The sequence below is a fragment of the Ilyomonas limi genome (assembly GCF_005233845.1).
GTDB lineage: Bacteria > Bacteroidota > Bacteroidia > Chitinophagales > Chitinophagaceae > Ilyomonas > Ilyomonas limi.
In genome coordinates this window covers 87,240-102,160 of the sequence record NZ_SZQL01000003.1, presented here as the reverse complement: position 1 = coordinate 102,160, position 14,921 = coordinate 87,240, and the positions used below count along the sequence as shown (strand labels likewise).

Below are 14,921 nucleotides of genomic sequence, written 5' to 3'. Positions count from 1 at the left end.
TATGAAAAATATACTACTGTATTCAGCTATACTAATACTTGCTCTCTGTCATATTAATCAGGCTAACGCGCAAGGCTGCGTGGCCATTCGCAGTACCGGCGGCACTTGTATGACGGCGCACCCCGATAGTACGCACAACAGCCAATGGGTGTTAGCAACCAATTTCAGGTATTTCAAATCGTTCCGCCATTTTAGCGGAACTACCGAAAACAAAGCCCGGCTTACACAGGGTACCGAAGTCATCAATCACAACGGCACCATGGACATTAATCTTACGCGTATCCTCAACGATCGCTGGTCTTTGATGATAGATATGCCTATTCTTGCCAACACACGCTCCTCCTTGTACGAGCATGGATTGATAAATGGTGTAAATAATTACAATCAGCGCCATACCATGCACTCTTTTGGTTTGGGTGACATGCGTTTAGCGGCTTACTATTGGTTATTCGACCCGGTGAAGAGCTTTCGTGGCAATATTCAGGTGGGTTTGGGTATAAAGCTGCCTACCGGGCAGGATGATTATGAAGATTATTGGTACAACGTAGGTCCGGGCGGCACCAAAGAATTGCGCCCCGTTGATCAAAGCATACAGCTTGGTGATGGCGGCACCGGTTTTACGCTTGAAGCAAATATGTTTTACAACTTCGTGCACAACTTTGGCATGTATGGCAATGTATATTACCTCAGCAATCCGCGCGAGCAAAATGGTGTGCGCACCTACCGCGAAACATTGACGCCTGCACTCGCCAATGAAGCCATTATGAGCGTGCCCGACCAATATATGGTACGTGCGGGCTTCAACTATGCTTTTGGTGGTGCGGTACATGGTTTATCGGCTGCTGCAGGTGTGCGTTTAGAAGGTATTCCGGTGCATGATATTATTGGCGGCAGCGGCGATTTCCGTCGTCCGGGTTACATCTGGAGCATAGAGCCAACCGTTAGTTACGCTGCCAAAAAATTCAGTGCTTTTGCCAGCGTGCCGGTAGCGTTTGTACGAAACAGAACACAAAGCGTAACGGATAAGGAAAACTCCATCGAGCAAGGCAAACATGTGCAGGGCGATGCCGCTTTTGCCGATTATGTTATCAGCGCAGGCGTGGCCTTTAAGTTTTAAAATAGTAGCTTATATGATAGCGTACAAAACATTCTTCCCTTCATTAGTATAATTAAAAATTAATTGCTTAGTTATGAAGCAAATTGCCTTACTGTACAGGCATTGCATTGTATTGCTGTGCACTGTACTGTGTATAATCACTGCCAACGCGCAAACCGACCATGATGCCATTATGCTGAATAAAAATCAATGGTGTAATGGATTTAATTACGAACATGCTCAATGGAAAAACTATTGGGAAGGCACACTCAAAAGAGACAATGAGAATATTGGTACTTTTACCTCGCATGCTGTGATGTATATGTCTGCTTACGGCATTACCAATAACCTCAACATTCTGGCTGGCTTGCCTTATATATGGAATCATACTTCTGCCGGCACATTGCACAAAATGCATGGCTTGCAGGATGCGAGCGTAGCTTTAAAATGGAAACCATGGAGTGTGACCTGCGGCAAGTCAAAATTATCGTTGTTTGCTGTAGCGGGCATCAGTACGCCAACAAGCAATTATACCGCCGATTTTTTGCCGCTGGCCATTGGCTTCCATTCTACCAACGTTACCGGCAGGGCAATGGTAGATTACCAGGCGGGTAAGTTCTTTACTACGGCTTCGGCTGCTTATATAATGCGCAGCAATACTACGATAGACCGTAATGCTTACTACACCGATCACCTGATTTACTCCAACAAAGTAGATATGCCCAATGCAGCCAGTTACATGCTGAGTGCAGGGTTACGCAGCAAATACCTGATTGCCGAAGCCATGATAAGTAATCTTACTACCCTTGGTGGCTTTGATATTCATCGCAACGATATGCCTTTCCCAAGCAACCGCATGAATATGACGAATATAGGTGCGCACGTAAAATATACCTTGCCATTTTATACGCATATAGAGCTAACTGCTGATGGTGGCTATACCATAAAAGGCAGAAATGTAGGACAAGCAACCAACTTTGGCTTTGGGGCTTACTATATTTTCAATTTCAAAAAGAAAACATCAGAACCTGCTACCCATTCGTAATCTGTTATTCATCATTCACAAACCCATTTATGAAAAAATATTATTGGCTTTTACTTACTGCCATGATGCTTGTAACTATTATCGTTATTTCCTGCTCAAAAATAGAAGGCAGAACCGATGATTTGCCCGCCTTGAATGCACAGGATAACGACCTGAATGCAGGCAACTGGAAAACCGTCTTACTCTCACACCCCGATACATTTCTTGTAGCAGCGCCAGCCACTACTACTTCGGGTACGTACGTTGGCGAACTGAATGAAGTAAAAGCTTTGCAGCAAAACCTTACTGCTGCACAAAAAGCAATAGTAAAATACTGGAGTGCCGGTGCTGTATTGCGCTGGAATGAGATTATGCGCGAACTGGTGGCAAAACACAACCTGCCACCGTACCAGCAAGAAGATGGTACTTATCCTATTCCCAATGCAACCAACCCTTTCAATTATCCGCAGTTTCCTTTTTCCAACCCGCCGTATGCAGCCCGTGCGTATGCTTATGTAAGCGCTGCGCAATACGATGCATTGGTAAGCGCCTGGCACTACAAAATGCTGTACAACCGCCTGTCGCCTTATCAGGCAGATTCTTTTATTAATGCCAATAAATTAGTACCGGCCTCTAATTTACCTTCCTATCCGTCCGAAGATGCAGTAGTAGCAGGCGTTACCGCCGAAATGATGAAAATGCTGTTTCCAACAGAAATTGCTTTTATTGAGCAAAAAGCAGCCGAAGCAGAAGAGGCAAGATTGCTTGCCGGTGCCAATGTGCGCAGCGATTTGGTAGCTGGTGAAGCACTGGGCAGAGCAGTGGCGCAGGTGTTTATTGCACGTGGTAAAACCGATAATGCCGGAAAAGCCGGCGGTACGCAAGCCGACTGGGATAAAATGGCTGCCGATTGCGTAGCACGTGGTGAGAAAGCCTGGATAAGCCTCGAAAGCCCAAAGCGCCCGCCCATGCTGCCGATGTTTGGTAATGTAAAGCCATTCTTATTCGATTCGGCTGCCTGTGTTGCGCTTCGTCCCGGGCCACCACCTTCTACCGGTAGTGAGCAAATGAAACAGGAAACAGAAGAGATTTATCAACTGGTAAACCATCCAACACGGGAGCATATACGCATTGTGCAGTTTTGGGCTGATGGTGTAGCTACCTATACACCCGCAGGACACTGGGATGCTATTGCAGCAGAAGATTTTATTAAAAAGAACTGGAGCGAAGTGCGCTGGGCACGCAACATGGCGCTGCTTAATATGAGCCTGATGGATGCTGCCATTGTATGCTGGAATACGAAGAATTATTATTACAATCCGCGTCCTTCGCAGATGAACCCGGCAATTAAAACTTTGACCGGCCTACCCAACTTTCCTTCTTACATTTCTGGTCACTCTACTTTCAGTGGTGCTGCTGCTGAAATATTAGGTCATATTGTTCCAGAGCGTGCTGCTGATTATGCGGCAATGGCACAGGAAGCTTCCCTCTCGCGCATGTATGGCGGTATCCACTTTCGCAGCGATTGTCAGGTTGGATTGGAGGTAGGTAAAAAAATAGGCGATTATGCCATAGCAAGAGCAACAACAGATGGAGCAGAGTAAAACTACTTGTATGTGCGGGTATGCTGCAAATTTAACAAAGGGCTTGTGGCGAGCCCGATTTGCATGCAGTACGCTGTGCACAACAATCCTTTATTCCTTAATTAAACAACTGTTCCGTTAAGCTCAATTAAACGCTGACAGGAATATAACCTGTCGGCGTTAGTTGAGCAATTCTTGTAATACCCTTTCCTCATAAGCAGAGCTTTTTGTAAGTGATAGTCATGCCCCTGTGATGGTGAAAAGATTCATTTACATAAAAAGCTGGTTGGCAAACAATGAAAAAAAAAGTTGTAAGTATTAGCGTTCTTATTTTATTAATCAGTAAAAGTCTGCTGGCACAAAAAGATACCACTACCCGCACGCTCGATAGCATAACAGTAAGCAGTTATTTGCACGGCACTACAAAACAACATCTGCCCGATATAAGTGGCACTTACATTTTTGCAGGTAAAAAATCAGATTTGCTTTCGCTTGATCCCTCTAAAGGAAATATGGCGCAGAATATGGGCAGGCTGCAATTTGCCCAAATACCCGGCTTGAATATGTGGCAGATGGATGGCGCCGGCACACAGCTCAACATTGGTACGCGCGGCACCGATGCACACCGCGATATAGAAATGAACATGCGGCAAAACGGCTATATGACTAACAGCGACGCCTTTGGCTATCCCGAAAATCATTATACCGTACCCTTGCAAGCTGTGCAGCAAGTGCAATATGTGCGCGGCTCCGCTGCATTACAGTTCGGGCCGCAGTTTGGCGGCATGATGAATTATGTACTAAAAGAAGGCGATACTACGAAGTCTTTATCTATCGAAAGCAATCAAGCAGCAGGTTCTTATAACTTGTTTAATTCTTACAATGCAGTAGGCGGCACGGTGGGCAAGCTGCAATACTATGCTTACTACGACAACCGCAGCGGCAATGGCTGGCGCGATAATGCGCGGTTTAATTATCGTGCTTATTATGCCGATTTGAAATATCATTTTACCAAAGACATATCGCTGGCTTTGCAGTTTTCGCGCATGGATTATGTACAGCAGATTGCCGGTGGTCTAACGGATGCACAATTTGCAGCAAATCCAAAACAGTCGGAGCGGGCGAGAAATTATTTTCAGCCGGTTATTAATATTCCGGCGCTTATTTTTAATTACAACATCAGCAATAACACCCAACTGCAAATAATCTCACATTATTTATTCGGGCAGCGCAACAGCGTGCAGTTTATTAATGCCGGTAATGTTCCCGATACGGTTAATACCGCTTTAAACAGCTACAATCCGCGGCAGGTGGACCGGGATTATTACAGCGGTTTTACTACCGAAGCGCGGGTAAGGCACCGTTATCAGTTGGCCCATATAAAAAGCACATTAGCAGGTGGTCTCCGCTATTTTACAGAAGTAACCAAACGTCGCCAAAAGGGCGTTGGTACCACCGGCAGCGATTTTGATTTATCGCTTACAAAACCGTACGGCATTGACCTGCATTTTACTACAAACAATTATGCGGTTTTTGCCGAAAATATTTTTCAGCTTACCAAAGACTTTTCCATCACGCCCGGCGTGCGCTACGAAATGATTGATACCTGGCTGACAGGCGTTATTAATAATGCAACCGATGCGGTGAATTATAATGGTAAAAGACGTTTTCCGCTGTTTGGTGCAGGCTTGCAATACAATGTGGGCAAAATGGTGCAATTGTATGGTAATGTCTCGCAGGAATACCGTCCTTTTTTAAATGCGAATGTAACGACTGCCGACCGGCTGGATGTAATAGACCCCAACCTGAAAGACAGTAAAGGCTACGATATAGACCTTGGCTATCGTGGTGTTTACAAAAATGTATTAAGCTGGGATGTAAACGCTTTTTATGTATTTTATGGCAATCGCGTAGGGCTCACTTCTTTTACAAGCGAAGATAGCAACAATCATTTATATACTACCAACATCGGCGATGGCATTATCAAAGGAATTGAAAGTTATATAGAGCTTTCGTTGCTGAAAATGACAGGTTATGCTGCAAAGGAAAACAACATCAGCATTTTTAATTCATTGGCTTACAACCATGCGCGATACCAACATGCAGTCATTAACAAAAGTGGTGTAAATACCAGCATCAACGGCAATCGTATAGAAAATACACCCGACTGGATAGAAAAAGCAGGCATTAGCCTGAAACGTAAAACTGTCAACCTGTGCATTCAATACAGTTATAGCAGTATGCAATACAACGATGCTTTAAATACAGTTGCAAGTGGTAATGGCGTTACCGGTATTATACCGGCTTATCATGTGTGGGATGCTACGTTTGATTGGGTGATTTTGAAAAATTACCGGCTGGGTGCAGGCATCAACAACTTTACCAACGAGCACTATTTCAACCGGCGTATTACCATGTATCCCGGCCCGGGTATTTTGCCCGCAGATGGCAGAACGTTTTATATTTCTTTTGGGGTGAAATGGTGATGTTGTGAGTTGTCAATTGTGAATGGTAAGTAAGGGTTTTGCTTACTTTCCATATTTCATTCCTCACATTATTATCTTATTTCTTATTCACAATTGACAATTCACTATTCACAAACTCCCCCACTCACCATCCCTATCTCGTATTTGCTGCTTTCTTCAGCAGGCTGCCTTCGGTAGTCAAATTATTATCTACTATGCGATTGTTGTATTGCTGTATCATTGCCTGTACTTTGGTGGTGAGTGCTTGTGCGGTATCCGGCATTTGCTGTAGCAGGTTATGTTGCTGGGTAAAATCCTGTTTGTAATTGTACAGTCCAACGGCTTTATCATTATTATACAACAATAAATAGTCACTCCAATACAGGTTGAAGGTGCCGTTCATGTAGTTAAAGGCATATGGCGTGGTATCTTCTTTGAACACATCTCTGCCAAAAGCAATATAGGGTTTGTGATAATGCAGATAACCTAACACTGTAGGCATGATATCAATCTGGTTTATCACTTCCTGCTTCATAGAAGACCAGTCTTCGCCGGGTTTATAAAAGAAAACAGGTATGGAAAAATTGCCCGGAACAGAACTGTTGTATGTAGGATATTGCGATTGTGAGGAAACATGGTCTGCCGTAATTACAAACAGCGTATTTTTAAACCAGGGCATGTTGGCAGCAGTTTCAAAAAAACGCTTTAATGAGTAATCGGTGTATTGAATACAGCGCTGCTCGGGTAATGGTCCACCTTTAAAAACACTATTATATTTTGCCGGTATTTTAAACGGGTCGTGCGATGAAACAGTAAAGAGCGTAGTTAAAAACGGCTGTTTGAATGTATTCATTTTATTAGCAAAAAACTGTAAAAATGGCTCATCCCAAATACCCCAGATACCATCGTAATCATCATCGTTGTTATATTCATCTTTGCCAAAATAATCATCGTAACCGATGGTTTTGGAGAAAGCTAAAAAACCCATAGACCCGTTGGGTGCACCATGAAAGAAAGCACTGTAATAACCTTTATCTTTCAGCAGCGAAGCAAGGCTGTTTACTTTATCACCCGAATAATGCGACAGTATATATGGCACTTCAAGGGAAGGCAGGCTGCAAAGCACCGAAGGCATCGCTTCGATGGATTTATGTCCGTTAGCGAGCGAATACTGGTAAGCGCGGCTTTTACCCGCCAGCGAGTCAAGGAAAGGCGCATAGCTTACAAAAGAGTTGCCCAGGTCTTTGTTGTAAGCACCCATAAACTCTTTGGAGAAGCTTTCCAATATCAAAATCACCACATTGTCATACCTGAATGGTACGGTATCAGCAGGCGTATGCAGCGGTGTAAAAACATTGCTTAATTCTTCCTCCGATTTAAAATAGTTAGCCTTTTTGATGGTTGTAGTAGTAGAAGTGCGAATAATGGCAAAAGGCGTATTCAGTACAATATTGGCGTACTTGGGGTTCTTGCTGTACTCGGCTGCATTGCTTAAGGTAATAGGACGGGTACTATGTTTAAAACCACCTCGTACACCGCCTACAAACAATACTATAAACAGAGGCACGAGCACCACACCGCCAACATAATGTGCCCATTTATTTTTTACCTGCGGACCTTCGTAATCTATTTGCTCGTACAGTTTTTTGAGCAGCCAAACCAGCACTGCAAAAAGCAATACTGCATACCAGTAAGTAAGAAAGAAATGCAGGAATAATTTACCTATATTTTGTTCGTGCTGAAACTGCGAGAAGATGCTGAGTGTAGTGCGGGCAAGTGTAAACTTATAGTAAATAAAATCAATTACATTAGTAGCTATTGCAACCGCATTTACAATAATAAACACCCATTTCAATACCTGCTTATACTTTTTATTGTAGCGGTAAGGGTGCGGAATAATCAGCATTAAAATAAACAAAATATTGCTGTACAACACAGCCGCCAGGTCAAATACCAATCCGCCCCGCATCACCTGCAAAAAAGTGCCTGCATCCATGCTGCCGAAGGAAGAGATATTGAACAGATAAAAGCCAATACGGCACAGGGAGTAAAACAGCATTGCCAGCAGCAGGTATAATAATAAGGCTACATAGATATTTTTCTTCCAGTTATTATTAGAGATAAGTGACTTGATAATATTGGGCATTAAAGAATGAATAAAATAACAAATTTAGAAAACGCTGCTGCTAACGGCTTAGTAATAAAAAAATATTTGTAAATATTTACCAAACCTTTGTTTAAGCCGCGAATTAGCCTTGCAGCAAAGTTGGGATACAAATACAAGAAAATATACGAAGTGCCTGGTATCATTTTTCAATAAGTTGTGTATAAGTTGCAAGCTTATGATTTTAAGCTAAACATTGTAATGCTACTAAATTTAAAATGGAATTACTCATGTTATTAGTACTTTGTGCAGCTTGCTGATCTCCGGGTTTTCGTAGTTCAAACAAGAGCAAAGCATAAATAAAAAAAGGAGTTGCTGTTGCAGACTCCTTTTTACACTAACATACACAAAAGGTGGGGAGGGTTTTATATGTTTTAAATGCTCAAAGCAAAATTAGTTTGGTTGCGGCCCCCTAAAGCGATTTTAAAAATCGGGGCGCAGCGTAGAAACGCGCACCCGTTAGGAATTAACATTTTTACTAATATGCCAATATAAATGCCAGATATAGAAACTAATGATAATAAGTAAGTTATAATATTACAGCTTATAATATCAGTTTCAATATTGGAAAAACAAGTTGCAAAAAGGGAGGAACTGCTTTAATGCCGCTCTACTTATTCAAAAAATGAGGCCCACCAGAAGGCAAGCCTCACCACATCAACACTCCTATATGAAAACCTGCTTATCTTTTATTGTATCATCACCGATGCAGTAACAATCTTTTGCTCTTTTGCATTGATGAGTTTGATGTAATAAATGCCCTGCAAATAATTATTAACGGGTATTACTTTTTGATTAATCATTTTGGCAGTCGTCAACACCTGTCCAAAGCTGTTGGCAACCGTTATCACATATTCTTTACCATCATTCATTACAATATTTAATTGCTTGCCTGCCTGATATACTTTTAACTGCTGCTGGCTGTTGTCTTTTGTAGCAGGTTGTGTATTGGATGCAACGGGTGCTGCAGCTTTTGTAGCAGTACGTGTTTTATTAAACTGAATATCAAACCGTTCGCCGCCAATGATGCCTGTTCTGTCCACCTGCTGCACATCAAACAGGTATAATAATCCGGTACTGAATTGCACAGGTGTAACTGCTACCGTAATGCTGCCCATTTGCGTAGCACCAATTGGCACACCATAAATCCTGCCTTTAGTTGCGGCTACCCTGATGAGCGTTTTGCCATTCTTATCCTGATACACTCTTCCACCTTCTACTTTTCCATTATTCTTCAGCCACGCTTCTGTAAACTCGCCCAGGTCTATGTCTATATTTGCCACGCCCAATATATTATTGTTACCTTTTTCATCTGGTACATTAAAAGCAATATCGGTAGTGGAGAAAGACCGGCGCAACAGCTTGGCGCCTGCAATAAGCACCGAGGTGCGGAATGTTGACATATCGGGTAGCAGATTAACAATCGAAACATTTTTCCATACAATATTGTTGTTGTCCTTCACATTATTGCCCAGGTTTGTGGTTTCGGAGAACGCCATACCATACGGACTGCTGTTTTTTGTTTCGATACGTGCCAGCAGGCAGAAGTGAGAAGCATCAGCGCCAAAGCAGGGATAATCGGAAGGCTTTGGTGGTGTCCAGGCAAATACCAGCGTGGTATAACTACCTGCTGAGATGGAAGAAATAGTTTGTGCTGAGCCTATTTGTCCGCCAATACTTACCGTACTACCAGAGCAGGAATAAGTAGCACCTGTCCAGGGGAAAGTCCAGCTAAGCCCGGTAGAAGCTTTTGCCCAATACAGTTTCAGTTTGCTGCCCGAAGCAGGTGAACTTAAATAGCCGCGGTTTCTTACCCGTACATACACGTAGTTCGTTTGGCCGGCTTCGGGGTTTTGATGTACTGTACCGCCATCATTGCTGTTCCTTACCCAAATATCGGGCGTAGCATAGTAAGCATCGGTGCTTGGGTTAGGTTCAATGCCGCTGTCTGTTGTTTGATCTTTCATGTATAAATCAGCACCGGCTTTCAGTACAGCTCTGTACAAATTAAGACGCCCAAATCCCATTTCATTACTGAATCCCGAACTATTGTAGGTATAACCACCTACTTTATCGGCATTTTGGGTAAGGATATTAAATACCTGCTGCTGGGTAAGATTGGCATTTTTAGAAAGTAGCAAAGCAGCAGCAGCAGCTACTTCGGGCGTAGCAGCCGATGTGCCACCCATTCGCCCCGTGTAAGATTGGTAATTGGTGCCGCTCGCCGGTAAATACGTGCCGCCCGACTGAGGATTGTAACCCGAAGTACCCGGAATATCCATAGACCAGATTTCAAAGTCTTCGCCGGCTATCTGGGTGGGATAAGCACGGTGCGAAGGCGCCACAATATCTACTATCTGGTTGTTGGCACTGGCAGGATTGCTGGTAGGGCTGTAATTAGCCTGCTTATCATAACGATCAGATGCACCCACCGTAAGCACACCCGCAATATTTACATTGCCCGGAAAACCTACGTAGCCGGCACTGCCATGTACATGATCGGCGGTATTAGTGGCGGCAAAAGCCATTACACAGCCCAAACCTCCACGACCAGTAGTAACCGCATCATTAATAGCAGTCACAATAGCCGGTATATAGTTGGGATCGGAAGTGCCATAGCCCCAACTGTTTGATATTACCTGGGCGCCATTATTTTTGGCAAATGTGATAGCATTGGCAATATTAGCGTCCGAAGCGGCGGGATTGAGAATTTTAATGGGCATTATTTTACAATTGGGCGCAATGCCGGCTACGCCTTCGCTGTTGTTTCGCGTAGCGGCTATAATGCCAGAGCAGGCATTGCCATGGTCGCCATCGCCTATGGGGGACGGATTGTTGCCTGGTACAGATGTGGAGAAGTTACTGCCATTCAGCCGTACCTGGCGGGTGTTGGGCAGGTCGGGGTGATTGCTGGTAACACCTTCGTCAATTACGGCAACCACTACACTGCTGCTGCCCATCGTTATTGGCCATGCTTCCACTGCTTTTATATCGGCGCCGGGTGTACCGGTATGCCCATCATTAATTACCTGCCCGGTATTGCGCAGGTTCCACTGGTAATTAAAAAATTCATCATTCGGCACTTGGTACATTTCGATGCGGCGATAAAAATTGGGATTGGAAAATTCAGCGACGCCGCTTTCCATAATAGCATTGGCAACAGCTAAAGTGTTTGCTTTTTTGGCAACTGTAAAAGTGTAAAACAATTCTCCTTTTTCTTTGAGTTGCAGATTGAAATTTTTGATAGTACGGTCAATAACTTCCTGGACAGTGCCTTTTTTAAAGCGTACCAAAATTTCATCGGTAGCTGCAATATCCAGCTTTTCGGCACTGGTGGTGTACAGTGGCTGCACACTCACCATTTCCGGCTCGTCCTGCAAATCGCTGATAATTTTATCCGTTGCCGCTTTCAAAAAATTGACGATGATGGTGCGTTCGTCTTTCCATTCCTGGGGTTTCAGCAAACCACTTTTTTCAAAAGCAGTTAGTTTGGCTTTAGCAATATCGCTGCCGGTGAAGCGTAGTACAAATTTGTTGGGTACGATTTCAAGTAGTTTTTTCTCGTTAAACTCATAATAATACAGTTCTTTCTGAAAATACCTAAAGCCGCTGAATGCAATAACGGCAAGGCAAAGGGTAGCAATAAGAAATGCGAATAAAAAATGTCTTTTCATAACAGCATTTTTAAGTGGGTTAAAGAATAATTGGTTTGTTTGAAAGGTGTAAAAACAAGGTCTTGAAAGGGGCGGGCTGCATCTTTCAACAGTTTTGTCGTATTTTTTGGTAAAAGGGAAATAGGAGCCGTTCCTTTATATAAAAAAACTTTTATAACCGGAACGGGTATACATACTACTCATAGAATAGATTGGAATATTACTGCATCAGAGGATAAATATGCCATACAGCTTCCCCAACAATTACTTTTTTTGAAGTATAGTTTTTGATACATAAAAACAAATGAAACGGTAAAGTTTTCAATCTTCACCTATGAAAAAAATATTCTTATTGGCAGGTATTGTTATTAGTATGATGGCGGCTGCACAAACACATATCCGATATATCGAAAACTTCGATAACGGCTGGAAGTTTATACTGGATAGCGTAAATGAATACAGTGCAGCCAACGTGAACGATACTGCGTGGCGCAACCTAAACCTCCCGCACGACTGGAGTATTGAATTTGCTTTTGATAAAAACAGTCCTACCGGCGTTGGCGGTGGTGCTTTGCATGGTGGTGTGGGCTGGTACCGAAAGACCTTCACGCTGCCCGAAGCATCCAGCAATAAGCAAGTGCTTATTGACTTTGATGGCGTATATATGAATAGTTCTGTTTGGGTAAACGGGCATAAAGTAGGCTTCCATCCTTATGGTTATACTTCCTTCCGGTACAACCTAACGCCGTACCTGCATGTGGATGGCACACCTAATACCATTGCTGTAAAAGTGGACAACTCCAAACAGCCCAATTCGCGCTGGTACAGCGGCAGCGGCATTTACCGCAATGTATGGCTTACCATTACCAATCCGGTATATGTAGATCATTGGGGCACTTATGTTACAACACCTGTGGTAAACAATGCATCTGCTACTGTACAGGTAAACACCAGCATCTGCCGCGCAGATACTTTGCATAAAGTAACACTCAATACGGTGATTGTGGATGATAAAGGCAATAAAGTGGCGCATAAAATAAATACGCTTGTTGAACTAAATGATAGTGTTACCAACGTGTCGCAGCAACTCACATTAACTAATCCAAAATTGTGGTCTGTCAACCACCCCGTTTTATATAAAGTAATTACTACGTTGCTGGATGGGAAGTCAGGACTGGATGATTATGTAACACCCTTCGGTATAAGGACATTCGGTTTTGATGCAAATAATGGTTTTTCGTTAAATGGTGAACATTTTAAAATCAATGGCGTATGCAACCACCACGATCTGGGTTGCCTGGGCGCTGCCGTTAACAGGCGGGCTTTGGAAAGGCAGTTGGAAATATTGAAAGGCATGGGTGTGAATGCTATCCGCACCTCGCACAATCCACCGGCGCCTGAATTATTAAATTTATGCGACAGCATGGGCTTGCTGGTAATGGATGAAGCCTTTGATATGTGGAAAAAGCAAAAAAATCCATACGATTATCATTTGTATTGGGATGAGTGGCATGAAAAAGATTTACGCTCGCAGGTAATGCGCGACCGCAATCATCCATCGGTTATTATCTGGAGCATTGGCAACGAAATACCGGAGCAATGGGGTGGCAAAAATGGCGAAGATTCGTCGGGCAAAATGATTGCCAGGGAACTTGCTGATATTGTTAGAAGCCTCGATACTACAAGGCCAATCACTGCCGCCAACAACAATCCCGAACCGCCGAATATGATTATTGAATCGGGTGCGTTAGATCTAATAGGATATAACTATCATCATCAATTGTATGCGGCTTTTCCGCAAACGTATCCAGGCAAAAAGTTCATTGCTACCGAAACCGTTTCGGCGTTGGAAACCAGAGGTCATTACGATATGCCTTCGGACAGTATCCGCCGCTGGCCGGTGCGCTGGGATATTCCTTTCAACAATGGCAATCCCGATCTTACCTGCTCTGCTTACGATAATTGCAGTGCACCCTGGGGCTCTACCCACGAAGAAACCTGGAAGGTGATAAAAAAGTACAATTTTCTTTCCGGGCAATTCATTTGGACGGGCTTTGACTACCTCGGTGAGCCAACGCCTTATGGATGGCCGGCACGCAGTTCTTATTTTGGTATTGTTGATTTAGCCGGCTTTCCCAAGGACATTTATTACATGTATAAAAGCGAATGGACAAATGAGCCGGTGCTGCATATTTTTCCACACTGGAACTGGAAGGTGGGCGATACCGTGGATGTGTGGGCTTATTACAACCATGCCGATGAAGTAGAATTGTTTTTAAATGGAAAATCGTTAGGTAAAAAACATAAAGAAGGCGATAGTTTGCATGTATGGTGGCGTGTTGTTTACCAGCCCGGAACATTAAAAGCAATATCAACTGAAAACGGAAAAACAGTACTAACGCAAGAAATAAAAACAGCAGGCGCTCCCGCCAAAATTGTATTAAAAGCTGACAGGAACACCATTCATGCCGATGGCAAAGACCTTTCTTTCGTAACGGTAACTGTTGTGGATAAAGATGGCAATACTGTGCCTTATGCAGATAATCTTATCTATTATAATATAACCGGACAAGGCAGTATAGTGGGACTGGACAACGGCCAGCAAACCGACCTGGAACCGTTTAAAGGAACACAGCATAAAACGTTTAACGGACTTGGGTTGTGCGTTGTTCAATCCAACGGTGCAAAGGGAGACATTACGTTACAGGCAAGTGCAGATGGATTGCAAGGGGCGAGCATTGTAATGAAGGCTTTGTAAAGATGTTTCTCACAGATGGCACAGATGAACGCAGATAAATTTATAAATAGCGTTTTCGGGATATAGAACTACCAAGACTCAAACAAATTAAGTCGCACCAAGTATTCACTATTTTTCTTCGCGTTTTTTGCGCCTTCGCGTCTTAGCGGTTTAAACCCTATTTTTCATATGTGCTCAT

The 14,921-nt window shown here is 43.3% G+C and carries 7 protein-coding genes; 5 read left to right on the top strand and 2 right to left on the bottom strand.

From position 1 onward, the window contains the following. The first annotated feature begins 1 nt into the window (after window position 1). From FC093_RS05445 to FC093_RS05430, 4 genes are all read left to right on the top strand, one after another. Window positions 2-1,117: a hypothetical protein gene (locus FC093_RS05445; protein ID WP_137260740.1), complete on the top strand. Its 1,116-nt coding sequence runs from the start codon at window positions 2-4 to the stop codon at window positions 1,115-1,117. Between the two features lie 73 nt (window positions 1,118-1,190). After that, a complete protein-coding gene (locus FC093_RS05440) occupies window positions 1,191-2,141 on the top strand; it encodes a transporter (protein WP_137260739.1) in 951 nt (316 codons plus the stop codon). A gap of 29 nt (window positions 2,142-2,170) precedes the next feature. Further along, window positions 2,171-3,724: a phosphatase PAP2 family protein gene (locus FC093_RS05435; protein WP_137260738.1), complete on the top strand. Its 1,554-nt coding sequence runs from the start codon at window positions 2,171-2,173 to the stop codon at window positions 3,722-3,724. A 275-nt stretch (window positions 3,725-3,999) separates the two neighbouring features. Then, window positions 4,000-6,189 (top strand): TonB-dependent receptor family protein, encoded by a 2,190-nt coding sequence (locus tag FC093_RS05430; RefSeq protein WP_137260737.1) that lies wholly within the window; start codon window positions 4,000-4,002, stop codon window positions 6,187-6,189. 133 nt (window positions 6,190-6,322) lie between these two features. Here the strand turns inward: FC093_RS05430 and FC093_RS05425 are convergent, their stop codons facing one another. Both FC093_RS05425 and FC093_RS05420 read right to left on the bottom strand, forming a co-directional pair. After that, the gene (locus FC093_RS05425) at window positions 6,323-8,314 is read right to left on the bottom strand and encodes an LTA synthase family protein (protein ID WP_137260736.1); all 1,992 of its coding nucleotides are present in this window, start codon (window positions 8,312-8,314) and stop codon (window positions 6,323-6,325) included. Window positions 8,315-9,021: 707 nt separating this feature from the next. After that, window positions 9,022-12,006: a S8 family serine peptidase gene (locus tag FC093_RS05420; RefSeq protein ID WP_137260735.1), complete on the bottom strand. Its 2,985-nt coding sequence runs from the start codon at window positions 12,004-12,006 to the stop codon at window positions 9,022-9,024. A 313-nt stretch (window positions 12,007-12,319) separates the two neighbouring features. On the opposite strand from FC093_RS05420, the gene galB reads away from it, so the two are divergent. Continuing rightward, window positions 12,320-14,743: a beta-galactosidase GalB gene (gene galB / locus FC093_RS05415; protein ID WP_137260734.1), complete on the top strand. Its 2,424-nt coding sequence runs from the start codon at window positions 12,320-12,322 to the stop codon at window positions 14,741-14,743. The last annotated feature ends 178 nt before the right edge of the window (window positions 14,744-14,921 follow it).

Excerpts from the sequence above, each read along its gene's own strand:
- FC093_RS05425 (WP_137260736.1), bottom strand. The coding sequence starts at position 8,314 with ATGCCCAATATTATCAAGTCACTTATCTCTAATAATAACTGGAAGAAA.
- FC093_RS05435 (WP_137260738.1), top strand. The coding sequence starts at position 2,171 with ATGAAAAAATATTATTGGCTTTTACTTACTGCCATGATGCTTGTAACT.
- FC093_RS05445 (WP_137260740.1), top strand. The coding sequence starts at position 2 with ATGAAAAATATACTACTGTATTCAGCTATACTAATACTTGCTCTCTGT.
- FC093_RS05420 (WP_137260735.1), bottom strand. The coding sequence starts at position 12,006 with ATGAAAAGACATTTTTTATTCGCATTTCTTATTGCTACCCTTTGCCTT.
- FC093_RS05440 (WP_137260739.1), top strand. The coding sequence starts at position 1,191 with ATGAAGCAAATTGCCTTACTGTACAGGCATTGCATTGTATTGCTGTGC.
- FC093_RS05430 (WP_137260737.1), top strand. The coding sequence starts at position 4,000 with ATGAAAAAAAAAGTTGTAAGTATTAGCGTTCTTATTTTATTAATCAGT.
- galB (WP_137260734.1), top strand. The coding sequence starts at position 12,320 with ATGAAAAAAATATTCTTATTGGCAGGTATTGTTATTAGTATGATGGCG.